Raw genomic sequence first — 22,411 nt, 5'->3', positions numbered from 1 at the left:
CCACGAAGAACCAAGGTCTGCTCGACTGGCTGTTCGACTGAGCTGCACATCATGCGAAAGGCCCGGTGTCGGACACCGGGCCTTTCTCGTTGTTCATGCCGGTACGGTTGGTCAGTCCGGGGGAAAGCAGAGGGGGTTTCGCGCATGCCGATCCGACCTTCGACCGCCGCGCTCGCACTGCGGCGCCGCCGGCAGTCCGGCCGCATCATGGCGTCCTCAGCCGGCTGGGCCGTCGCCGAGGTCGAAGCCGCCCTCGAGGTCCCCGCCGACCCGTCCGCCGCCGCCTTCTTCGACGTCGACAACACGATGATGCAGGGCGCGTCGATCTACTACTTCGCCCGCGGCCTCGCCAAGCGCAAGTACTTCACCAGCGGCGACCTGGTCCGCTTCGCCTACCAGCAGGCCCGCTTCCGCCTCCTCGCCTCCGAACACGCCGGCACCGTCGCAGGCGCCAAGTCCACGGCGCTCGCGTTCATCGCCGGCTGGCAGGTCGAGGACATGGAGCGCCTCTGCGAGGAGATCTTCGACGAGCTGATGGCCGACCGGATCTGGTCCGGCACGCGCGCCCTCGCCCAGCTGCACCTCGACGCCGGCCAGCGCGTCTGGCTCGTCACCGCCGCCCCCGTCGAGCTCGGCCGCATCATCGCGCAGCGCCTCGGCCTGACCGGCGCCATCGGCACCGTCGCCGAGATCTGCGACGGCGTCTACACCGGCCGCCTCGTCGGCGACCTCATGCACGGCCCCGAGAAGGCGGCCGCGATCACCGCCCTCGCCGAGGTCGAGCGCCTGGACCTGCAGCGCTGCGCCGCCTACAGCGACTCGGTCAACGACACCCCCATGCTGTCCACCGTCGGCTACGCCGTCGCCGTCAACCCCGACCCCGCCCTGCGGCGCGAGGCCCGCAAGCGTGGCTGGGAGATCCGCGACTTCCGCACCGGCCGCAAGGCCGCGAAGATCGCCGTGCCGGCGGCGCTCGCGACCGGCGTGCTCATGGGCGGGGTCGCGACGGCCGCCGCCCTGCGCCGCCGGCGCCGCGTGCCGACCACCTGATCACTGCCGGCGGTGGGCTGGCGCTTCGGTGCGTGCGCGCCAGCCGGACCACCGTGGTGGTCCAGTCGTGTCCTGGTCATCTGGACGACCACGACGCGACTTCGATCAACCGGGCAAGGTCACAAGTGAGCCAGTCGCGACCGCGACGGAACACCCTCACCGCCCTCACATCGATCCGCCGGGCCCACCCGGACGGCGGCCTGACCGACACCGTGCGCGTTCGTGGTCAGCGCATCAGCTGGAGAAGGCGTCCGGCCGGCGGTCGAGGAGTTTGTACAGGGTCTGCTGGATCGTCTCGCGGACCTGGTCGGCGAGGTTGAACACGACCATCGGGTCGTCGGCGGAGTCGACGAAGTCGGCGGTCGGGATGGGTTCGCCGAACTCGATGAGCCACTTGCTCGGCAGGGGGACCATGCCGAGCGGGCCGAGCCAGGGGAACGTCGGGGTGACCGGGAAGTACGGAGCGCCCAGCAGGCGGGCGAGCGGCCGCAGGTTGCCGATCAGGGGGTAGATCTCCTCCGCGCCGACGATGGAGACCGGGACGATGGGGGTGCCGGTGCGCACGGCGGCGGAGACGAAGCCGCCCCGGCCGAAGCGTTGCAGCTTGTACCGCTCGGCGAAGGGCTTGCCGATGCCCTTGAAGCCCTCGGGGAAGACGCCGACGAGCTCGCCCTCGCCGAGGAGGCGTTCGGCGTCGGGGTTGCAGGCGAGGGTGGCGCCGGACTTGCGGGCCATCTCCGACAGCACGGGCAGGCGGAAGACCAGGTCGGCGCCGAGCAGGCGCAGGTGGCGGCGGGCGGCGGTCTCGTCGTGGACGGCGACGGAGAGCATCAGGGCGTCGAGGGCGACGGTGCCGGAGTGGTTCGCGACGACGAGGGCGGGGCCCTCCTTGGGCAGGTGCTCGACGCCGAAGACCTCGGTGCGGAACCACTGCCGGTACAGGGGGCGCAGCAGCGGCAGGAACACGCCGTCGGTGAGGTGGCGGTCGAAGCCGAAGTTGTCGACCTCGTAGTCGCCGGTGAGCCGCTCGCGCACGAAGGCGAGCGCCCCGGCCACCCGGTCGTCCCACTCGTCAGGGAGACCGGCCTCGGCGGAAGCGCCGCCGCCGGCGTCGCGGGAAGCACCGCCGCCGGCCTCGCCGGAAGCACCGGCGTCGCGGGAAGCGCCGCCGGAACGGTCGGCGTCGCCGGAACGGTCGGCGTCGCCGGACGGCGCGGACGGGGCCGGCTCGGGAAGACCAGGATCAGGCAGACCAGGGTCGAAGCGACCAGGGTCGGTCATTTGCCCGCCTCCAACGCGGCGCGTGCCGCACGGGTCCGTCGGAAGCCTTCGAGCAGGGTCTGTTCGAGGGCGCGGATGCGCTCGGCCGGGAGTGCCTCGCCGGAGCGGCGGCTGCGGACGAACTCGTCGAAGGCTTCAGCGGTGGTGCGCGGGGTGAAGCCGAACTCGCGGATGAGCCTGCTCGTGTCGACGACCCGGCCGTGGACGAACAGGTCGAGCTGGTCGAACGACACGTTGCCCCGGCCGAGGCCGGCGGCGGCGCCGAGGCCGGGCTCGACGACGGGGAACGTGATCCGGCCGGCGCGGCGGACGGCCTGGGACAGCGTGAGGGTGCCGCCGCCGGCGACGTTGAACGTGCCTGGGTGCGACTCGGCCACGGAGCGGTGCAGGACCTCGAACGCGTCGTCGACGTGCAGGAACTGCAGCCGCGGGTCGCGACCGAAGACGGTCGGCACGACGGGCGCGGCGAAGTACCTGGTGAGGCTGGTGTCGACGGTCGAGCCGATGAACGGCGCGAAGCGCAGCACGGTGGCGGCGACGTCGGGGCGGCGCCGGCGGAACCCGCGGACGTAGCCCTCGATGTCCAGGACGTCCTTGGCGAAGCCGCCGCGCGGGATCTCGCGCGGCTCGGTGTCCTCGGTGAAGATCGCCGGGTCGCGGAACGACGCACCGTAGGCCGCGGTGGAGGAGCGGACCACCAGCTTGCGCAGCCGGGACGCCTGCTGGCAGGCGGCGAGCAGCTGCATCGTGCCGATGACGTTGAGTTCCTTCATCGCGGCGCGGCCGCCGTGCTGGTCGGCGGCAGTGGTCACGGCGAGGTGCGCGACCGCCTCGACACGGGCGTCGACGAGCACCCGCAGCACCCCGGGGGTGCGCAGGTCGATCTGGTGCACGTCGACGTCGTTGAGCACCGCGGCGAGCTCGCCGGACGGTGCCGTGCTGTCGATGCCGACGACCCGCTCGATCCGGGGATCGGCGGCGAGCCGGGCGGCCAGATGTGCGCCGAGATACCGGCCGACCCCGGTGACCAGGACGACCCGTGGCGTGTTCACGCCGTCACCTCCGCTGCGCTCCGGTGCCACCGCGAGCCGAACTGCGCCCATGGTTCGCGGCTCCTCCGCTGCGCTCCGGCCCGCTCACGCCATCACATCCGCGGCGCCGCCCCCGAGCGGGCCCGCACCTGTGGTGCCGGCCCGGACTCGTGGTGAGCGACCGCAGCGTTGCGCTGCTGTGGATGCGAGTGCGAGCGAACCGGGGTGGATCGCCGACGCGCTGCTACTTGCCGAGACGACGACGCTGGACGCGGGTCTTGCGCAGCAGCTTGCGGTGCTTCTTCTTGGCCATACGCTTGCGGCGCTTCTTGACCACCGAGCCCATACGGGTATCTCCTCGAAACAGCGGAACGCGTGCCATCGCTGGCACGCCGAAGACATGGTTAGCGGCTCCAGCGTAGCCGCACCCCCGCGTGATCGGAAAAGCGGGCCCACCGGTGGTGGTGATCAGGCCGTCTCGCGGAACGCTTCGCGTAGGTATGCGTCGACCGCGTGCTCCGGCACCCGGAACGACCGGCCCACCCGGACGGCGGTCAGGTCCCCGGCGTGGACCAGGCGGTACACGGTCATCTTGGACACCCGCATCAGGGTTGCCACCTCGGCGACCGTGAGAAACCTGACCTCGCCCAACCGGCCTTCGGTGGTATGTGGCGTGCTAGACATCGCGACCTCCGACCAGCGTGCGCGCCGAACTGATGAATCAGCGTGTTATCAGTACGGTAACGGTACTGCTGTGACTTGCGCCCTGGCTTCGTCGGATTCTTTCCTCCCCAAGGTCAAGTCGGCGCCCCGCCGGAGCCGGATCACTCCGTGCGCAGCGCGACGACGGGGTCCAGGCGCCCGGCGCGCTGCGCGGGGACGACGCCGAAGATGATGCCGACGGCCGCGGAGACGCCGAAGGCGAGCGCGAGGGACCACCAGGTGATCGCGGCCGGCACCGGGGACAGGGCGGCCACGACGAGGGCGGCGCCGATGCCGAGGGCCATGCCGACGCACCCGCCGAGGGTGGTGAGCAGCACCGCCTCGAGCAGGAACTGCACGCCGATGTCGCGGGGCCGGGCGCCGACGGCCTTGCGCAGCCCGATCTCCTTGGTCCGTTCGCGGACGGAGACGAGCATGATGTTGGAGACGCCGACACCGCCGACGAGCAGGGAGATGCCGGCGATCGCGGCGAGGACGCCGGTGAGCACGCCGAGGATGTCGCCGAGCACGCCGAGGATCTGCTCCTGGGTGACGGCGCTGAACTCGGTGCCGGGGTGGCGGCGGGCGAGCTCGGCGATGATGCGGCCGCTGAGATCGTCGATCTCCGCCCGGTTCGGGGCCTTGATCGCGATCCCGTCGACGCGGTTGGTGCCGAGGAGGCGCTGTGCGGTGGTGATCGGGACGTGGACCTCGTTGTCGCGGTCGACGCCGAGGCTCTGCCCGAGCTGGGCGAAGACGCCGATGACGCGGAAGCGGACGCCGGCGATGGTGATCTGCTGGCCGACGGCGTCGCGGTCGCCGAAGAGGGTCTTGGCGACGCTCCAGCCGAGCACGGCGACGCGGCGTTGCGTGTCGACGTCGCTGCGGCTCAGGTACGTGCCGCGGGCCAGGCTGCGCACGAACACCTGCGGGGTGGTCTCGATGACGCCGTTGATCGTGGCGAACGTGTCGACGGTGCCCGCGGCGACGGTCTCGCCGGAGGCGACGGTGACGGCGACCCGGTTGCGGTCCCCGACGATCTTCGCCACGGCGTCGACGTCGTCGAGGTCCATCCGCGACACCGACGGTGCCGAGCCGAGGCTCACCTGCCCGGGCAGGACGATGAGCAGGTTCGAGCCGAGGCCCTCGACCTGCCGTTCGATCTGTTGTTTGGTACCGGTGCCGATGGCGACGAGCACGACGACCGCGGCCACGCCGATGATCACGCCGAGCATGGTCAGCGTGGAGCGGAGCCGGTTCGCGCGCAGCGCGTCGATGGCGACCCGCCAGGCCTCGGCGAACCTCACGACACGATCTCGCCGTCGCGCATGACGATCTTGCGGTGGGCGCGGTCGGCGACCTCGTTGTCGTGGGTGACGATGACGAGGGCGACGCCCTGCTCCCGGTTGAGCGCCTCGAGCAGGGCGAGGACCGCCTGGCCGTTGCGGGTGTCGAGGTTGCCGGTCGGCTCGTCGGCGAGGAGCACCTGCGGGTCGGTGACGAGGGCCCGGGCGATCGCGACCCGCTGCTGCTCGCCGCCGGACAGCTGGTTGGGCCGGTGGTCGAGGCGGTGGGCGAGGCCGACCCGCTCCAGCATGGCCGCCGCGCGGCGGCGCCGCTCGCCGGCCCGCACGCCCCGGTACACCAGCGGCAGCGCCACGTTGTCGACGGCGCTGGTGCGGGCGAGCAGGTGGAAGGACTGGAAGACGAACCCGATCGTCTCGTTGCGCAGCTTCGCGAGGGCCTGCGGGTCGAGGTCGGCGATCTCGCGGCCGCCGATGCGCAGCGAGCCGGCGGTCGGGCGGTCCAGGCCGCCGAGCAGGTGCATGAGCGTCGACTTGCCCGACCCGGACGGGCCGATGATCGCCACGTAGTCGCCGGCGTCGATGGTGAAGCTGACCCCGCGCAGCGCCGGGACGGTGACGCCGTCGAGGGCGTACTCCCGGGTGACGTCCCGCGCGACGAGGGCCGCGGTCATCGGGGCAGGTCCATGCCCTGGGTGACCTTGTCGGTGCCGCGGACCACGACCCGGTCGCCGTCGGCGACGCCGCTGAGGACCTCGACCCGGTCCTGGCCGGCGACGCCGATGCTGACGGTGGCCTGGACGGCCTTGCCGTCGCGGACGAGCCACACGACGTCCTTGCCGCCGACGTTGAACACGGCCGCGGCGGGCACGGTCACGGCGTCGCGGATCTGGCGGACCTGCAGGTGTGCGACCGCGTTCATGCCGGGGCGCGGCGCCGGGGCGGGGCGGCCGTCGGCGAAGGTGCCCTTGCCCAGCGTGAGCCGCGACCGGTACGACACGCCGCCGCGCGCCGACGTCGACGGCAGCACGTCGGCGGAGGTGACGGTCGCCTCGTAGGTGGCGCCGGGTGCGGCGTCGAGCTCGACCCTGGCGGTGACGCCGGGCTGGACGAGCAGGACGTCGGTCTCGTCGACCTCGGCCATCAGCCCCAGCTCGGACACGTCGACGACGGTGAGGATGGCGGTGCCGGCGGTGACCTGCCCGCCGACGGGCACGGCCGGGTCGACGCCCGGACCGGCGGCGCCCCCGGCGGCGGTGGCGGCGCCGGCCGCGGCGGGCGCCTGGCCGCCGGCCGCGGCGCCGAGCAGGTCCGTGATCGACGGTGCCGCGGCGGCGGAGGTGCCGCCGAGCTGCACGATGCCGGCGACGGGGGCGCGCAGCGTCAGCGCGTCGACGGTCGACTTCGCCAGGTCGTACGCGGCCTGTGCCTGGCTGCGCTGGGCGGCGGTCAGCGCAGCCATCGCCTTCGTGACGCTGGCCAGGCCGCGCTGGACGGCGGCGATGACCGCCCGGGCGGACGCGGCGGCCTCCTGGTAGGACTTCTCGGCGAAGTCGATCTGGGCGAGGAGCCCGGCCCGTACCCCGGCGTCGGCGATGACCTGGGCGGCCTTACGGGCCTCGCCGAACGCTTTCGCGGCGGCGGCGTCGGTCTTCTGCTGCGTCGCCGAGAGGTTCTTGACGCCGCCTCCCCCGCCGCCGGCGCTCCTGAGCGCGTCGAGGGCCTCCTCGGCGCTGCGCAGCCGCTGCTGCGCGGACGGGGAGTCGACGACGGCGAGGACCTGCCCGGCCTGCACCGTGTCGCCGGGGCGCACGGCGAGGGCAGCGAGGGTGCCGTCGGCGGCGGCCGTCAGGGTCGCCGCGGCCCGCGCGGTGACGGTGGCGGGGGCGTCGACGACCTCGACCACGTCGCCGCGGCCGGCGGTGCCGAGCCCGATGTCGTCCTGCTCGTCGCCGCAGGACGCGCCGGTGAGCGAGAAGACGGTGAGGACGGCGACAAGCAGCTGGACACGCGGGGGGACGCGATGCACGCCCGCAAGTCTGCCACGCCGTGCACGGGCGTCGATCAGGCGTGGCTGCGCACGTACTTCACGCAGTCGGTGGCGACGCCGTCCCAGGACACGCCGTAGACCTTCATGGCGGCGTCCTGCAGGGCGTCACCCTGCCGGGCGGTCCGGTCGAAGAACTCGAGCATCTTCTGCTCGCCGAAGCGCTCCGCCATCCGGTTGACCGCCAGGTAGGCGATGCCGTACCGGCCACTGACGTCGGCGGCCGTGCTGCCCTCCGGCGGGTCGTCCATCGCGATCTCGTTCTGCCAGCGGCCGCTCTGCACGTACTTGCGCACCGAGGCGACGTCGTCGAAGCGGCCGCCGAGGCCCTGCACGCGCACGTACTCGGCGATGCCCTCGACGAGCCACCACGTCTGGTCGTAGGCGCGCTGCACGGTGGCGAGGGTCACCACGTGCGTGAACTCGTGCCGCAGCACGTCCAGGGTCTCCTTCGTGTCGACCCGGTTGGCGTTGAGCACGATCTCGGTGGCGTCGGCGGTCAGCGGCAGCGCGAAGCCGGCGACCCAGCTCTCCTGTTTGATGCCGTACCAGGTGGACCACTCCTCCGGCCCGGCGAGGTACACGACGTACCGGGACGGCGGCGGGCTCCACTTCGCGTAGCGGTCGGCCAGCTCGGCGGCCTTCTCCGCCGCCGAGAGCAGGGTGCCCAGCCGCGACGCGTATTTCGGGGTGGTCGCCATGATGACCCGCTTGCCGACCGAGACCCGCAGCTCGCTGCGCTCCCAGGGGCGCGGGCCGAGGTCCTCGGCGACGCCGAACTCGAGCAGTTTCACGCCGGCGCCGGTGACGTTCCACTTCGTCTTCGACTCGATGTTCATCGGGTCGCAGGTGGTCACGACGTAGCAGTACTTGACGTAGACGATCACGTCGGCGGTGTTGTCGGCGGCGACCTCGACGGCGTCGAGGACCGTCGGCTCCCACACCTTGACCTGCAGCTGGCGCAGCGAGTTGAACCGCCGGGTGAGCTCCTCGCGCAGGGCGCCCGCGGACGGGTCGACGGCGGCGACGAACCCGGCGGTGTCGCCGCTGAGCAGCGCCTTGCCCTGGTCGGCGAGGGCCTGCTTGACCTTGCCGTCGACGGACGCCGGCGCGGAGCCTTTCGGGGTGCCGCTGGTGCCGGGCCGGCCGCCGGTCTCGCCAGCGGCCTTGCCGCCCGGGTCGACGCCCTGGGCGGTGCCGGCCGCGGTCCGCTCCCGGCGCACCGTCTCGAACGCGATCGCCGCCGGCGGCGTGACCAGCACCAGTGCGAGCGCGACGAGCAGCGCGGCGCGCAGCCCGGTGATCTTGGAGCGCCGTGGCGGGGCCGGCGGCGGGTAGGGCTGGTAGCCGCCGAACCCTGGATAGGTCTGCGGCGGATACGGCGGTCCCGGGTACGGCGGCTGCGGCCGGTACGTCTGCGGCCCGGGCTGCGGCGGGTACATCTGCGGCCCGGCCTGCGACGGCACGCCGAGGTGCGGCCCGGCCGGGAAGGCCCCGGTCTGCGGCGCCCCGCCCGGCGTCGGCCGAACGGGCTCGCCGGGCATCGGCTGCGGCGGTGGGTGGCCCGCAGAGGTCCGCGGCTGGACGACCGGGTGCTGGCCGGTGTCGCCGACCCGGGGCCGGACGATCGGCTGCTGGCCGGTGTTGCCCATCCGCGGCGGGAACGGGCCGACCGGCGGCCACGGCGCGACCGGCTCGGCGGAGGTCGCCGGTCGCAGGGGCGTGGACGGCTGCGGCGCGGACGGCTGCGGCGCCGGCGGCGCCCAGGTCCACGGGGTCGAGGTGGGCGCCGCGACCTGCTCGGCGGGCTGCTCTGCGGGGGTGCGCTGCTGCGGCAGCGGGGCGCGGGCGGGCGCCACGGAATCCGCCACCTGGCCCGGTGCGGTGTCCGGTCCCGGGTGGCGGGTCGCGTCAGACTCATCCCCCTGCATCACTGCCGGAACGTACGCGACCCGGTCAAGGTGCCGCGTCGCCCATACGGACGAGATGCTGGGTAAGCCCGTAACCTCCGGCTATGTCCGTCTAGCCGCGCGAGGAGACCGCCCGGGCGAGGAACCCGAGGTTGGCGGGGCGTTCGGCGAGGCGCCGCATCATGTACGCATACCACTGGGTGCCGTACGGCAGGTACACCCGCACGGTGTACCCGAGGCGGGCGAGCCTGAGCTGCTCGTCGGGGCGCACGCCGTACAACATCTGGAACTCGAACTCGTCGGGGTTGCGGTCGAACCACTTGGCCCGGTCCTCGCCGATCGCGACCAGCCGCGGGTCGTGCGTGGCGAGCATCGGGTAGCCGGCGCCGGACATGAGCACGTTGAGGCAGCGCACGTAGGACTTGTCGACGTCGAGCCGGGACTGGTAGGCGACCGACTCCGGCTCCTTGTAGGCGCCCTTGCACAGCCGCACGCGGGACCCGGCGACGGCCAGCTCGCGGCAGTCGGCCTCGGTGCGGCGCAGGTACGACTGCAACACGGCCCCGGTGGTCGGGAACTCGGCGCGCAGCCGGCCGAGGACCTCCAGGGTGGAGTCGGTGGTGGTGTGGTCCTCCGCGTCGAGGGTGACGGTGGTGCCGGCCTCGCTCGCCTTGGCGCAGATGGCGCGGGCGTGCTCGTAGGCGACCTTCTCGTCGAAGACCTGGCCGAGGGCGGAGAGCTTGAGGCTGACCTCGGCGGCCGGGGTCAGCTCGGCGGCGTGCAGGGCGTCGAGCAGGCGCAGGTATTCGTCCCGGGTCGCCTCGGCCTGCTGGGGGTTGGTGGTGTCCTCACCCAGGTGGTCGATGGTGACGGCCAGTCCGTCGGCGACGAGCTCGCGGGTGCGTTGTAACGCGTCGTCCACGTGCTCGCCCGCGATGAAACGGCGAACGATGCTCCGGCTGACCGGGGCGGTTTCAACGATCCGCTCGACCCGATGTGAGCGGGCCGCGGCGAGGATGACCGATCTGAGCATGTGCCGAGCGTAGACAGAACCACCCGCCACCGGTGACGCCTGGTCGCCAGTGTGGCATTTCTTGACTACCTTGGTCGGGTGGACTTCGACGCGTATGCGCGGACCGCTGTCGACATCGTCAACGCGCCGCTCGAGAGCATGCAGGATCTCGCCGCGCTGTTCGGCGAGGACAGCTGGCAGACCGCCGAGGCGACGGAGCGCGACCTGATCGCGTTCCGGCGCGCCCGCAAGCGGCTGCGGGAGGTGTTCGAGCACGGTTCCTCCGGCCGGGACATCGCGGCCGTCGCCGAGCTCAATGCGCTGCTGGAGGCGTATCCGATGCAGCCGCGCATCTCCGGGCACGACACCCATGACTGGCATATGCACGTCACCGGCCGCGGCTCGTCGGTCAGCTCGGAGCTGCTGGCCGGCGCGGCGTGGGGGCTGGCGGTGTGGCTGTGCGAGCACGGCAGCTCGCGCTTCGGCGTGTGCGCCGACGAGCGCTGCGGCAACGTCTACCTGGACACGTCGTCCAACTGTTGCCGCCGGTTCTGCTCGGAGCGGTGCGCGACGCGGTCGCACGTCGCGGCGCACCGGGCCCGCAAGCGTGCCGCGGAAACGGGCACCACACGGGCACCGTCGCAGGTCGGGGCCGGCGAGGCGGACCGGGCGGTCGTCACCGCGTAAGTGCTGGAAACGGCCACGGACGCAGCCGACTTCGGCATATCTTGCGTGATGTGGTTCGCTTTCCCGCGCACCCGACACGACCGAAATTTCGGATATGTCGGATGTTTGGGGCAGGGCGATGTTGGGTCGTGGCACCTGTATACGGCCGTCGACACCGGGTACCGCACCGGATCACAACGCCCTACGAAGGAGAAACAGCACCATGGCACAGGGAACCGTGAAGTGGTTCAACGCTGAGAAGGGCTTCGGCTTCATCAGCGTCGACGGCGGCAACGACGTCTTCGTCCACTTCTCCGCGATCGCCGAGGACGGGTACCGCAGCCTCGACGAGAACCAGCGCGTCGAGTTCGAGATCAAGCAGGGTCCGAAGGGGCCGCAGGCCGAGGCCGTCCGCAAGATCTGACCGTCGACTTCACGGCCCGGCGCGCAGCGGCGTGCCGGGCTCTTTCCCTGCCGCCGCCGCTCCGGGCCTTTCCCTGCCACCGCCGGCCGCGCGGCCGGGACCGCTCAGACGACCGACGGGGTGGCGAGGTGCTGGCGGGCGAAGCGCAGCGACTCGGCGAGGTCCGCCTCCCGCTCCGCCCGGCTGCCCGCCTTACGCGTGCCGACCTCGACCGCGACCGACCCGGTGAACCCGCGCCTCCCCAGCGACTCCAGCAGCTCCGCGCACGGCTGGGTGCCCCGGCCGGGGACCAGGTGCTCGTCGCGGCCCTTGCCGGTGCCGTCACCGAGGTGCACGTGGGCCAGGCCCGCCCCCATCGTGTCGGCGAGGCCCAGCGCGTCGGTCCGTGACGCCGCGCAGTGCGACAGGTCCAGGGTGTACGCGTCGAAGCCGATGACCGTCGGGTCCCAGCCCGGCGCGTAGGGCACGAACTCGCGCCCGACGCCGCGCAGCGGGAACATGTTCTCCACCGCGAACCGGATCCCGGGGAACGCCTTGCCGAGGCGGGCCAGCCCGGTCTCGAACGTCCGCGCGTAGTCGCGCTGCCAGGCGAACGGCGGGTGCACCACCACGACCGGCGCGCCGAGGGTGTCGGCGAGCAGCGCGGCCCGCCGCAGCCGCTCCCACGGGTCAGGACTCCACACCCGCTGGGTCACCATCAGGCACGGGGCATGCACGGACCGGACCGGCACCCCGTAGTGCCTGGACAGCCCGGCGAGGGCGCCCGCGTCCTGGCTCACGGCATCGGACCAGACCATCACCTCGACGCCGTCGTAACCGACGGCGGCGGCCATCTCGAACCCGGCCGCGGTGGGCTCGGGGAAGACGGACGAGGTGGACAACAGGACCGGCACTCGAGGACTCACTCCACCAGGCTAACCCCGGCCCGGTAGCGTCTCCCGTCGATCAACCCGACTCCAACACCTCCAGCCGGCGAAGAATCACCCCTTCGCGCAGCGCCCACGGGCAGATCTCGATCTCGTCGATGCCGAGGCTGCGCATCGTGACCTCGGCCACGACCGCGCCGGCGAGGATCTGGTGCGCCCGGCCCGGGCTGACCCCGTCGATCTCGGCCAGGGCCGCCGACGGCATCCGGCGGATGAACGACAGGACCTGGTGCACGCCCGTCCTGGTGAGCCGCCGCGGGACGCGCAGCCCGGCGCCCGACGGCGCGGCGCCGGCCAGCCGGGCCAGCGTCCGGAACGTCTTCGACGTGGCGACCGGCCGGTCCCAGCCGGTGTCCAGCAGCCGCTTCGCCGGCCTCGCGACCTCGGCCTCCACGTAGTCGCACAGCGCGTCGACCGACGCCTTGCTCGGCGGGTCCCCGTCGAGCCGCTCCCGGGTCAGCCGGCCCGCGCCGAGCGGCACGGACAGCGCCACGTCGGGCTCCTCGTCGATGCCGCCGGCCAGCTCCAGCGAGCCGCCGCCGATGTCCATCACCAGCAGCCGCCCGGCCGACCAGCCGAACCAGCGGCGGACCGCGAGAAACGTCATGATCGCCTCGGCCTCGCCGGACAGGACCTGCAGGTCGACGCCGGTCTCCTCGCGGACCCGCCGCAGCACCCGGGCCGAGTTGGTGGCGTCGCGCACCGCCGAGGTGGCGAACGCGAGCAGGTCCTCGGTCTCCAGCGCGGCCGCCGCGTCGCGGGCCTCGGCGCAGGCGCCGACCAGGCTGTCGGCGCCGGCCCGGCTCAGCTCGCCGTCCTTGCCGATCTTCTCGGCGAGCCGCAGCTCCGCCTTCTGCGAGTGCGCCGGCCACGGATGGGCACCGTGATGGGCGTCGACCACCAGCAGGTGCACCGTGTTGGAGCCGACGTCGAGCACACCGAGCCGCATCCCATCACCGTAATGCCGCGGTCCACCGCGTACGCTTTGTCAAATGGAGATTCACGTCGCGGTCGACAGCATCGGCGACTCCGACACGCCGCGCGACCTCGAGGTCGACCTCGACTTCCCCCGGGAGTACCTGGAGTTCTCCGACCCCGCGGACGCCGACCATCTCGTGCGGGCCGACCTGACCTGGCTGCTGTCGAACTGGACGTGTGTGTACGGGCGCGGCTGCCACGGCATCATCGAGGGCAAACCCGAGGAGGGCTGCTGCTCCCACGGCGCGTTCTTCACCGACGCCGACGACGAGAAGCGGGTCCGGGCCGCCGCGAAGCGCCTCACGCCCGAGCACTGGCAGCACTACCGGCGCGGGTTCAAGCAGTACACGGAATGGGACACGATCGACGGGGAGTCCAAGGCGCTGCGCACCGCCACCCGGCCCGGCGCCGGGTGCGTGTTTCAGAACGACACCGACTTCCCCGGCGGCGGCGGGTGCGCCCTGCACGGCCAGGCCCTCCGCGACGGCGTGCACCCCCTGGAGTACAAGCCGGACGTGTGCTGGCAGCTGCCGGTGCGCCGCGACCAGGACTGGCGCAAGCGGCCCGACGGCACCAAGGTCCTCGTGTCCACGCTCGGCGAGTTCGACCGGCGCGGCTGGGGCGAAGGCGGGCACGACCTGCACTGGTGGTGCACGTCCTCGCCGGAGGCGCACGTCGGCACGAAGCGGCTGTACCAGGAGTACGCGGCTGAGCTGACCGCACTCATCGGCGCGGCGGCGTACGCGAAGCTGGCGGCGCTGTGCGCGGAGCGCGCGCAGCAGGGCATGATCGCGCCACACCCGGCCACGACGGTCGCGCTGACCCTGCTGCCGACCCGCCGCGCCTGACGCCCAGGGCGCCGGCCGGCGGTGCGGGTCATGTCGCCGGGGCGGAGCCGGGGCGGGTGCGGGCGGTGCGGGTCAGTCGTCGTCGCCTGGGGCGGAGCCGGGGCGGGCGCGGCGGGACCTTGCGAACAGCGAGTAGCCGACTGCCGTCAGTGACAGGCCGACGAGGATGCTCGGCAGGGCCTGGGGCCAGTGGGTGCGGGTGATCGCGGTCCAGGTCGAGCTGGCGGCGAGAAGCACGCCGATCAGCATCATGATCGTCCCGGCGGTGCCGGAGTTCAGGCTGCGCACCTCTGCAAACGCTACGGGGTCGCGGCTGTCGAGTGTGCGACAACGCGGGAACTCGCCACCGGATCTGCGCGGCGGTGCAATAGGTTCATGCGGTGACCGAAGAGATCTTCCCCGGGGTTGAGCTGGGCGAGGGCACCGTGGTGGAGCCCGGTGCCCGGATCGGGGTGCCGCCGCGCGGCGCGGCGCCCGGCGAGCTGCCGACGATCATCGGGCCAGGCAGCAGGATCCGGTCCGGGACCGTGATCTACGCGGGGGCGCGGATCGGGGCGCGGTTCCAGTCCGGGCACGGCGCGATGATCCGGGAGAACAACGTCATCGGTGACGGCTGCTCGGTGGGCACGAATGCGGTGCTGGAGCCCGGCAACCGCATCGGCGACGGCAGCCGGGTCCACTCGCACTGCTTCCTGGAGAACGTGACGCTGGGGCGCCGGGTGTTCCTCGGGCCGGGCGTGGTCTTCACCGACGACCCGCACCCGCCATGCCCCCGGTACGACGAGTGCGTCGGCGGCGCCACGGTCGAGGACGACGCCTCGATCGGCGGCAACGCCACCATCCTGCCCGGCGTGCGGATCGGCGCCCGGGCGCTGGTCGGGGCGGGGTCGGTGGTGACCAGGGACGTGGCGCCGGACACCGTGGTCGCGGGCAGCCCGGCCCGGGAGAAGCGCAAGACGTCGGAGCTGGTGTGCGCCCCCGGGCACTTCGCCCGGCCGTACGAGTGGCGCGAGGCACTGGACTCGTAACACGTCCACCTCAAGTCGGCGGGCGATCGGCCGAATCTGCAGATGTGACCCTGCCCGCGATCAACGCTCTGGTCGACGTGGTGCTGATGGACGGCGAGGCCTATCAGTCCCGTGTCGAGGACGTCGCCGGTAAGCGGCTGATCGTCGCCGCGCCGTTCGGCGTCAACGGCGCCGACATGCCGAAGCTCGGCAGCTCCGTCGAGCTGGCCTGGGTGGCCGGCGACCGCCGGCAGGCGGTGGACGTGCGGCTGGTCGAGCTGAGCCGGGAGCAGCCGCCGCGCTGGTCGCTGGAGGCGGTCGGGTCGGTGCGGCTGCAGACGCGGCGCAACTACGTGCGTGGCGGCGGCGGCGAGGGCGTCGAGGTGTCCAAGGACGGCACCGCGTTCGCCGGGCGGGTCGTCGACCTGTCCGAGGGCGGCGTGCGGTGCCGGATGCACGAGGACCGCTTCGACCGCGACGACCGGGTCGACCTGCGGATCGCGCTGGACGACGAGACGATCGCGATCCGCGGCACCGTGCTGTTCGTGCGCCGCGACCCGGAGAACGAGGCGTTCGACGTGATCATCACGTACGAGACGACGGAGCTGATGGGTCGCGCGATCCGCGGGTACGTCCTGCGGCGCGAGATGGAGGAACGCCGCAGGGCCCGCGAGTCGGTGGCGAACGCCGGATAACCCCTGAGTGCCTCACGCAACGGCGCATGGGCCCGCGGGTGGGCTTACGGCTCGAACTTGTAGCCCAGGCCGCGCACGGTGACGATGAAGCGCGGCGCCGAGGGCTCCGGCTCGATCTTCGAGCGCAGCCGCTTGACGTGCACGTCGAGGGTCTTGGTGTCACCGACGTAGTCGGCGCCCCAGACGCGGTCGATCAGCTGGCCGCGGGTGAGGACCCGGCCGGCGTTGCGCAGGAGCAGCTCGAGCAGCTCGAACTCCTTCAGCGGCAGCTGTACGGCGTCGCCGGCGACCGTCACCACGTGCCGGTCGACGTCCATGCGGACCGGGCCGGCGGACAGGGTCGGCGGGGCGAGCTCGCCGACGGCGTCGACCTGCCGGCGCAGCACGGCCCGGATGCGGGCGACCAGCTCGCGCGGCGAGTAGGGCTTCGTGACGTAGTCGTCGGCGCCGATCTCCAGGCCGACCACCTTGTCGATCTCACTGTCCCGCGCGGTGATCATGATGATCGGCACGTTGGACTTGGTGCGCATCTGGCGGCAGACCTCGGTGCCGGACATCTCCGGCAGCATCAGGTCGAGCAGGACGATGTCGGCCCCGGTGCGGTCGAACTCGGTGAGGGCCTCGGTGCCGGTCGCCGCGACGGAGACCTCGAAGCCTTCCCGGCGGAGCATGTATGACAACGGGTCGGAGATGGACTCTTCGTCCTCGACCACGAGTACGCGCGCCAACGTGCTGTCCTTTCGTAGCTGCCGGGGAACCGCACTGCGCTGCGAACCGCGGGTCAGATGTTGCGATTGGGTCACAATCATGGGGTGCCTCCGATCTCAACGGACGGCGGTATCGCCAACGCGGCCTCCGTCGGACGCGCGGGCAGCCGCAAGGTGAACGTCGAGCCAACTCCGACGGTGCTGACCACGTCGACCTGGCCGCCGTGATTGGTGGCGATGTGCTTGACGATCGCCAGGCCGAGGCCGGTCCCGCCGGTCGCCCGCGAGCGTGCCCGGTCGGCCCGGTAGAACCGCTCGAAGATCCGGTCGAGATCACGGGGCTCGATGCCGATGCCCTGGTCGACGACGGCGATCTCGACGTGCCCGGCGTCGGGACCGGTGTCGGCCGAGCGACCGGCGTCGGGGGCGGCCGAGCGGCCGGTCGTGATGGTGACCGTGGTCGACTCCGGCGAGTAGGCGATCGCGTTCTCCACCAGGTTGACCACGGCGGTGACGAGCTGGTTCTCGCTGCCGTAGACGGTGAGGCCGCGCACGCCCCGCGACGCGACCTCGATGCGCTTGGCCGAGCCGGGCGTCTTGGTGCGGTCCAGCACCTCGGCGACGATCTTGTCGACGTCGACCGGCTCCGGCTCGGGCAGCGGCTCGGCGCCCTGCAGGCGGGACAGCTCCAGCAACTCCGAGACGAGCCGGCCGAGCCGCGCCGACTCGTGCTTGATCCGCTCCGCGAAACGGATCGCGGCGGCCGGGTCCTTGTCGGTCGCGTCCAGCAGCGCCTCGGCGAGCAGCTGCAGCGCCCCGACCGGGGTCTTGAGCTCGTGGCTGACGTTGGCGACGAAGTCGCGGCGGACCCGGGCGACCCGGTGCGCCTCGGTGACGTCGGCGGCCTCGATCGCGACCCGGCCGCCGTCGAGCGCGACCGCGCGCACATTGACGCCGAGCGGGTCGCCGGGGGTGAGGCGGGGCAGGTCCAGCTCGACGACCCGGGTCACCCCGCTGCGGCGCACCTGGCCGGCGAGGGTGCGCACGATCGTGTGCGCCTCCTCCCCCACGCCCTGGCGCTGCCGGATGAGACCCATCTCGCGGGCCGCCGCGTTGGCCAGCACGGGCCGGTCGGCGTCGTCGAGGACCACGACGCCCACGAGCAGCGCGTCGAGGATCTCGGTCATCGCCGCGCCGTCGGCCTTCGCCTGCCGGAACTTCCACTCCACGACCTGATCGTAGGAGGTCGCCTACCCGACGGACGGTGGTCCAGGGCACGAAACGGGCGCACATCATCCAGTGTTCACCCAGCGGCGGGGTGAAGTTCACCGGGCGCCCCGGACCGCGACCTACCGTGAGGGACACCACGATAGGAGAACCATGCGCGACGAATACCGTGCCGACCTGTTGCAGGTCAACCGTCTACTGGTATCGATGGCCGACGCTGTGCGCAGCGCCATGATCCGGGCCACCAAGGCCCTGCTCACCGCCGACCAGACCGAGGCCGAGGAGGTCGTGGCCCGCGACGCGGAGGTCAACGCCCTCTACCGGCTCGTCGAGGACAAGGTGTACGACCTGTGCGCCCGCCAGGCCCCGGTCGCCTCCGACCTGCGGGTGGTGCTGACCGCGCTGCACCTCGCGACCGACCTCGAGCGCATGGGTGACCTCGCCGACCACGTCGCGAAGACGGCGCTGCGGCGGCTGCCCGAGGTGGCCGTGCCGGTCCCGCTGACCGAGACGTTCGAGCAGATGGGCTCGGTCGCCGACCGGATCGCGGGCAAGATCTCCCGGGCGATCTCCAGCCTCGACGTGGTCGCCGCGGGGCAGCTGGACCGCGACGACGACGAGATGGACCGGCTGCACACCAGCCTGTTCGAGACGATGTTCGGCCCGAAGTGGACCGAGAGCACCCAGGCCTCGGTCGACACCGCGCTGCTCGGCCGCTTCTACGAGCGGTACGCCGACCACGCCGTCAACGCCGGCCGGCACGTGGTGTTCCTCGTCACGGGTGAGGCGTTCGACACCGCCCAGGCCTGAGACACCTGCAACACCGAAGGAGGGGGTCCCGCGTGCGGGCCCCCTCCTTCGTCGGGTCGGTCAGCGGCCCTGGTTGGCGACCGCGGCCGCGGCCTCCTTGGCCGCCTCCGGGTCCAGGTAGGTGCCGCCGGCGGTGACCGGCCGCAGCGCCGCGTCGAGGTCGTAGCGCAGCGGGATGCCGGTGGGGATGTTGAGCTTGGCGATGGCCTCGTCGGAGATGCCGTCGAGGTGCTTCACCAGGGCCCGCAGCGAGTTGCCGTGGGCCGCCACCAGCACCGTGGCGCCGGCCAGCAGCTGCGGCACGATCTGGTCGTACCAGTACGGCAGCATGCGCTGCACGACGTCCTTCAGGCACTCCGTGCGGGGGCGCACGTCCGGCGGCAGCTTCGCGTAGCGCGGGTCGGCGATCTGCGACCACTCGTCGTCGTCGGCGATCGGCGGCGGCGGCACGTCGTAGGAGCGGCGCCAGAGCATGAACTGCTCCTCGCCGAACTCCTCGAGCGTCTGCTTCTTGTTCTTGCCCTGCAGGGCACCGTAGTGCCGCTCGTTGAGCCGCCAGCTGCGCTGGACCGGGATCCAGTGCCGGTCGGCGGCGTGCAGGGCGATCTCGCTGGTGCGGATGGCACGGCGCAGCACTGACGTGTGCACCACATCCGGCAGCAGACCGGACTCACGGAGCAGCTCGCCGCCCCTGCGGGCCTCGGCCTCTCCTTGGGCGCTGAGGTCCACGTCGACCCAGCCGGTGAACAGGTTCTTCGCGTTCCACTCGCTCTCACCGTGCCGCAAGAGCACCAGTGTCCCGACTTCACTCATGCCGCCATCTTCCCGCACGGAACCACTTCGCCAGCACCGGACCTCCGATGTAAGGGTGCGAACCTCTTCCGCTACTTACCGGGCGGGAGCCGGGTGGCCGATCCGGCCACCGCCGCCGGGACCGCGGACGAGCTGGCTACGATCTAACTGTTAATAACGTTAACCATTACTGGAGAACCATCGTGCGCGACTGGTACCGGTCCACCGTCGGTGGGCTGCCCAGGATGTACTGGCTGCTCTGGACGGGCATGCTGATCAACCGGGTCGGCGGGTTCGTCGCGCTGGTGCTCTCCCTGTACCTGACCTCCGAACGCGATCTCAAGCCCAGCGCCGCAGGCCTCGTCGTCGGCCTCTACGGTGTCGGCGGCATGGCCGGGGTCCTGCTCGGCGGCGTGCTCGCCGACCGGTGGGGGCGCCGGCCGACGCTCCTGCTCGCGCACTTCGGCGCCGTGGTGTTCCTCGGCGGGCTCGCGGTGACCGAGGACGTCCCGGTGATCGCGGCCCTCGCCGCGCTACTCGGCCTCATGCACTCGATGCCCGGCCCCGCGTTCGTCGCCGCGATCGTCGACGTGGTGCCCGCGCCGGACCGCAGCCGGGCGTTCAACCTGCAGTTCTGGGCGTTCAACCTGGGCATGGCCGCGGCGTCGCTCCTCGCCGGGCTGCTCGCCGAGGTCAGCTTCACCCTGCTGTTCACGGTCGACGCGGCCGGCACGCTGGCCACCGCGGTGCTGCTGCTGTGGAAGGTCCGCGAGACCCGGCCCGTGATCAGCCCTGTGATCAGCTCTGTGATCAGCTCTGACCGGGCCGGCCGGGAGCCGCGGGGCGGGCTGCACACGGCGCTGACCGACCGCGCGTTCGTGTCGTTCGTCGGGCTGAGCCTGCTCCTGGCGGTCGTCACCCTGCAGAGCTCGACGATCCTGCCGCTGGCGATCACCGCCGACGGGCTGCGCCCCACCGTGTACGGCTCGGTCGTCGCGTACGCCGGCCTGCTCATCGTCGCCGGGCAGCTGTTCGTGCCGAGGCTCATCGACCGGTGGCGCAAGGGCACCACGCTCGCCGTCGCCAACGTGTTCCTCGGTCTCGGGTTCGCCTGCGTGGCGCTCGCCGACGACGCGCCGGGCTACCTGCTCGCCGCGACCGTGTGGACGGTCGGCTCGATGCTCGCCGCGCCGCCGAACGCGGCCGTCATCGCGGAGCTGTCGCCGGAGGCGTTGCGCGGGCGGTACCAGAGCGTCTTCTATCTCGTCTTCCCGGCGGCGAGCTTCATCGCGCCCGCGGCCGGCGGCGCCGGGCTGGAGTTCCTCGGCGACTGGCACTGGGTGATCTGCGGCGGGCTGGGCCTGCTCGCCGCGGCCGGGCACCTGCTGATCCAGCCGGCCCGGGAGCGCCGCGCCGCGCTGCGCCGCAAGGAGGAACGGCACAGGTTAGAAGTGCCCGCCGCGGGGTAGACGCCGCCTTCCGACGTGACAGGGGGCGAGCAGTGGACGGTCTGTCGGCGAGGCTCGAGGCGCCGGACCCCGGCACGGTCCTCATCCGGCTCGACGGGGAGCTGGACCTTGCCACCCGCGACCAGCTGATGCTGGCGGTGCGCGCGGTGCTGCCGACGTTCCACCCGCAGACGCTGGTGCTGGACCTGGCGGGCGTGTCGGTGCTCGACTCGGCCGGCATCGGCGCGCTGGTGAGCTGCTGGAAGCTGGCCCAGGACACCGGCTGCACGCTGCGCCTGAGCAACCCGCGCCCGCTCGCCTACGCGCAGCTGCGCCTGACCGGCCTGCTCGACGTGTTCGCCCTGGCCGGCACGGCCTGACCCCCGGCGCGGCCGAAAACCCAGCGGCCTGACCCCCGGCGCGGCCTGAAACCCAGCGGCCTGAAACCTGGCGCTGCCGCTACAGGGTGCCGTCGTACCTGGCGGCGCCGCTGACGGTCGCGTCGGAGCGCAGCCGGCCCTTCGCCGCGCCGTCGCCGTACAGCGTGTAGCGCAGGAAGTCCAGCATCGTCCTGGACACCGCCTGGTTGGCCGGCGCCGAGCCGAACAGCCCGCCGCCGTGGTCGCCCTTGAGCAGCGTCAGGAACGCCTTCGGCCAGGTGCAGGCGTCGTACAGGGAACGGCCGCTGCTGTAGGGCACCGTGCCGTCGGCGTCGCCGTGGATGAACAGCACGGGCGTGGCCGCGCCGCTGAACTTCCCGCCCATGCCGCCGCCGGCCACGATGATGCCTCCCTTGAGGCGGCTGTCGCGACCGGAGCCGGACAGCAGGCCGGCGGTGGTGTACCCGCCCGCGGAGTGCCCGCCGGCGGCGACCCGGCCGGTCTCGATGTGCCCGGCCAGCGGCGCGCCCGCCTTCGTGTCGAGCTTGAGCACCTCGGTGATCACGGCGGAGGCGTCGGCGGGCTGGTTGCCCATGTCGTTCTGGTTGAACGGGTTTGCCTTGTCGTTGGTGTACGGGTACGCCGGCGCCGCCACGACGAACCCGGCCGCGGCGATCTTCGCGGTCACGCCCTGGTAGCCCTCCGGCGAGCCGTGCAGCCCGTGGCTCCACAGGACCAGCGGGAACCGGCCGGCGGCGACGGCCGCGCCGCTCTTCGGCGAGCCGCCGGCCGAGCCGGTCGCGGGGTAGAGGACGAGGGTGCGCAGGGTCCGGCCGGCGCGGGTGAACGTGAACTGGCTGACGCCGACGGCGAACGTCTGCGTGGGCGCCTTGATCGCGGGCGGCGCCGCGCTCTTCGAGGCGGACCCGGAGGCCGGCGGCGTGGCCCCGGCGGCACCGAGCGCGGCCGCGTCGGCACCGGTCGCGGGGTCGGCGGACCCGGCCGCCTCCGCCGCGGCGACGTCCTGCTGCTGCCCGGCGGCGTCCGTCCTGCTGCCGCAGCCCGCCAGCGCGACGACGAGCACGAGACCGGCGACAGCACCCCGCATCCGCATGCGAGGAAACTACGGCTTTGGGGACCCGTGCGTCTTTACGCGCGACTTAAGT

Annotated in this window: 24 protein-coding genes and 1 pseudogene; 9 read left to right on the top strand and 16 right to left on the bottom strand. The window is 72.5% G+C overall.

Translation table 11 applies throughout. The annotated features are described in order from the left end of the window. Positions 1-207 precede the first annotated feature (207 nt). Positions 208-1,050 carry an HAD-IB family hydrolase gene (locus tag AB0H83_RS40710; RefSeq protein ID WP_360105400.1) on the top strand — a complete coding sequence of 281 codons (843 nt, stop codon included), beginning with the start codon at positions 208-210 and terminating at the stop codon, positions 1,048-1,050. 234 nt (positions 1,051-1,284) lie between these two features. Here AB0H83_RS40710 and AB0H83_RS40705 read toward each other — a convergent pair whose 3' ends face one another. From AB0H83_RS40705 to AB0H83_RS40665, 9 genes and pseudogenes are all read right to left on the bottom strand, one after another. After that, entirely contained in the window at positions 1,285-2,331 is a 1,047-nt protein-coding gene (locus tag AB0H83_RS40705) for a lysophospholipid acyltransferase family protein (RefSeq protein ID WP_360105340.1), read from the bottom strand. Beyond that, positions 2,328-3,383 carry an NAD-dependent epimerase/dehydratase family protein gene (locus AB0H83_RS40700; protein ID WP_360105337.1) on the bottom strand — a complete coding sequence of 352 codons (1,056 nt, stop codon included), beginning with the start codon at positions 3,381-3,383 and terminating at the stop codon, positions 2,328-2,330. Before AB0H83_RS40700 ends, AB0H83_RS40705 begins: the two co-directional genes overlap by 4 nt. Before the next feature lie 223 nt (positions 3,384-3,606). Then, complete coding sequence (locus AB0H83_RS40695) at positions 3,607-3,708, bottom strand: AURKAIP1/COX24 domain-containing protein (protein ID WP_007465623.1); 102 nt, start codon at positions 3,706-3,708, stop codon at positions 3,607-3,609. A 122-nt stretch (positions 3,709-3,830) separates the two neighbouring features. Further along, positions 3,831-4,046, bottom strand: coding sequence for a helix-turn-helix domain-containing protein (locus tag AB0H83_RS40690; RefSeq protein WP_033363444.1), 216 nt, complete (start codon positions 4,044-4,046; stop codon positions 3,831-3,833). A 140-nt stretch (positions 4,047-4,186) separates the two neighbouring features. Beyond that, complete coding sequence (locus AB0H83_RS40685) at positions 4,187-5,371, bottom strand: ABC transporter permease (RefSeq protein WP_360105333.1); 1,185 nt, start codon at positions 5,369-5,371, stop codon at positions 4,187-4,189. Further along, positions 5,371-6,042: pseudogene (locus AB0H83_RS40680) on the bottom strand (ABC transporter ATP-binding protein); the annotation flags it as partial. The gene AB0H83_RS40685 and the pseudogene AB0H83_RS40680, both read right to left, overlap by 1 nt. Continuing rightward, the gene (locus AB0H83_RS40675; protein WP_360105331.1) at positions 6,039-7,397 is read right to left on the bottom strand and encodes an HlyD family efflux transporter periplasmic adaptor subunit; all 1,359 of its coding nucleotides are present in this window, start codon (positions 7,395-7,397) and stop codon (positions 6,039-6,041) included. The pseudogene AB0H83_RS40680 and the gene AB0H83_RS40675, both read right to left, overlap by 4 nt. 35 nt (positions 7,398-7,432) lie before the next feature. Beyond that, entirely contained in the window at positions 7,433-9,346 is a 1,914-nt protein-coding gene (locus tag AB0H83_RS40670) for a basic secretory protein-like protein (protein WP_360105397.1), read from the bottom strand. A gap of 91 nt (positions 9,347-9,437) precedes the next feature. Next, positions 9,438-10,358 (bottom strand): proline dehydrogenase family protein, encoded by a 921-nt coding sequence (locus AB0H83_RS40665; RefSeq protein ID WP_360105328.1) that lies wholly within the window; start codon positions 10,356-10,358, stop codon positions 9,438-9,440. Positions 10,359-10,436: 78 nt separating this feature from the next. Here AB0H83_RS40665 and AB0H83_RS40660 point away from each other — a divergent pair, with 78 nt between their 5' ends. Both AB0H83_RS40660 and AB0H83_RS40655 read left to right on the top strand, forming a co-directional pair. Beyond that, entirely contained in the window at positions 10,437-11,024 is a 588-nt protein-coding gene (locus AB0H83_RS40660) for a CGNR zinc finger domain-containing protein (RefSeq protein WP_360105325.1), read from the top strand. A gap of 202 nt (positions 11,025-11,226) precedes the next feature. Then, entirely contained in the window at positions 11,227-11,427 is a 201-nt protein-coding gene (locus AB0H83_RS40655; RefSeq protein WP_033363450.1) for a cold-shock protein, read from the top strand. Between the two features lie 104 nt (positions 11,428-11,531). Here the strand turns inward: AB0H83_RS40655 and AB0H83_RS40650 are convergent, their stop codons facing one another. After that, a complete protein-coding gene (locus AB0H83_RS40650) occupies positions 11,532-12,332 on the bottom strand; it encodes a sugar phosphate isomerase/epimerase (protein ID WP_360105322.1) in 801 nt (266 codons plus the stop codon). Positions 12,333-12,372: 40 nt separating this feature from the next. Next, on the bottom strand, positions 12,373-13,302 hold the full coding sequence (locus AB0H83_RS40645) for a Ppx/GppA phosphatase family protein (protein ID WP_360105320.1): 930 nt from the start codon (positions 13,300-13,302) through the stop codon (positions 12,373-12,375). A gap of 43 nt (positions 13,303-13,345) precedes the next feature. On the opposite strand from AB0H83_RS40645, the gene AB0H83_RS40640 reads away from it, so the two are divergent. Further along, positions 13,346-14,179, top strand: a complete 834-nt coding sequence (locus AB0H83_RS40640) for a hypothetical protein (protein WP_360105317.1) — start codon at positions 13,346-13,348, stop codon at positions 14,177-14,179. 72 nt (positions 14,180-14,251) lie between these two features. Here the strand turns inward: AB0H83_RS40640 and AB0H83_RS40635 are convergent, their stop codons facing one another. Next, positions 14,252-14,467 carry a hypothetical protein gene (locus AB0H83_RS40635; protein WP_360105314.1) on the bottom strand — a complete coding sequence of 72 codons (216 nt, stop codon included), beginning with the start codon at positions 14,465-14,467 and terminating at the stop codon, positions 14,252-14,254. 92 nt (positions 14,468-14,559) lie between these two features. Here AB0H83_RS40635 and AB0H83_RS40630 point away from each other — a divergent pair, with 92 nt between their 5' ends. Together AB0H83_RS40630 and AB0H83_RS40625 are read left to right on the top strand one after the other, a co-directional pair. After that, positions 14,560-15,207: an acyltransferase gene (locus AB0H83_RS40630; RefSeq protein WP_360105311.1), complete on the top strand. Its 648-nt coding sequence runs from the start codon at positions 14,560-14,562 to the stop codon at positions 15,205-15,207. Positions 15,208-15,251: 44 nt separating this feature from the next. Continuing rightward, positions 15,252-15,881 (top strand): PilZ domain-containing protein, encoded by a 630-nt coding sequence (locus AB0H83_RS40625; RefSeq protein ID WP_360105308.1) that lies wholly within the window; start codon positions 15,252-15,254, stop codon positions 15,879-15,881. Positions 15,882-15,925: 44 nt separating this feature from the next. On the opposite strand, the gene AB0H83_RS40620 is transcribed toward AB0H83_RS40625, so the two are convergent. Further along, complete coding sequence (locus AB0H83_RS40620; RefSeq protein ID WP_360105305.1) at positions 15,926-16,609, bottom strand: response regulator transcription factor; 684 nt, start codon at positions 16,607-16,609, stop codon at positions 15,926-15,928. A gap of 77 nt (positions 16,610-16,686) precedes the next feature. Then, entirely contained in the window at positions 16,687-17,775 is a 1,089-nt protein-coding gene (locus AB0H83_RS40615) for an ATP-binding protein (protein ID WP_360105394.1), read from the bottom strand. A gap of 193 nt (positions 17,776-17,968) precedes the next feature. Between AB0H83_RS40615 and phoU the strand changes: the two genes are divergently transcribed. Beyond that, on the top strand, positions 17,969-18,625 hold the full coding sequence (gene phoU / locus AB0H83_RS40610) for a phosphate signaling complex protein PhoU (protein WP_360105302.1): 657 nt from the start codon (positions 17,969-17,971) through the stop codon (positions 18,623-18,625). 60 nt (positions 18,626-18,685) lie between these two features. On the opposite strand, the gene AB0H83_RS40605 is transcribed toward phoU, so the two are convergent. Further along, the gene (locus tag AB0H83_RS40605) at positions 18,686-19,438 is read right to left on the bottom strand and encodes a phosphoglyceromutase (RefSeq protein ID WP_360105299.1); all 753 of its coding nucleotides are present in this window, start codon (positions 19,436-19,438) and stop codon (positions 18,686-18,688) included. A 182-nt stretch (positions 19,439-19,620) separates the two neighbouring features. On the opposite strand from AB0H83_RS40605, the gene AB0H83_RS40600 reads away from it, so the two are divergent. Together AB0H83_RS40600 and AB0H83_RS40595 are read left to right on the top strand one after the other, a co-directional pair. Further along, positions 19,621-20,886, top strand: a complete 1,266-nt coding sequence (locus tag AB0H83_RS40600; protein ID WP_360105296.1) for an MFS transporter — start codon at positions 19,621-19,623, stop codon at positions 20,884-20,886. Positions 20,887-20,918: 32 nt separating this feature from the next. Further along, positions 20,919-21,245 (top strand): STAS domain-containing protein, encoded by a 327-nt coding sequence (locus tag AB0H83_RS40595; RefSeq protein WP_360105293.1) that lies wholly within the window; start codon positions 20,919-20,921, stop codon positions 21,243-21,245. 79 nt (positions 21,246-21,324) lie between these two features. Here AB0H83_RS40595 and AB0H83_RS40590 read toward each other — a convergent pair whose 3' ends face one another. After that, entirely contained in the window at positions 21,325-22,359 is a 1,035-nt protein-coding gene (locus AB0H83_RS40590; RefSeq protein WP_360105290.1) for a chlorophyllase, read from the bottom strand. Positions 22,360-22,411 lie beyond the last annotated feature (52 nt).

This window comes from Dactylosporangium sp. NPDC050688 (genome assembly GCF_040654515.1).
In the GTDB taxonomy this organism is placed as follows: domain Bacteria; phylum Actinomycetota; class Actinomycetes; order Mycobacteriales; family Micromonosporaceae; genus Dactylosporangium.
This window is presented reverse-complemented; position numbering and strand designations above follow the sequence as displayed.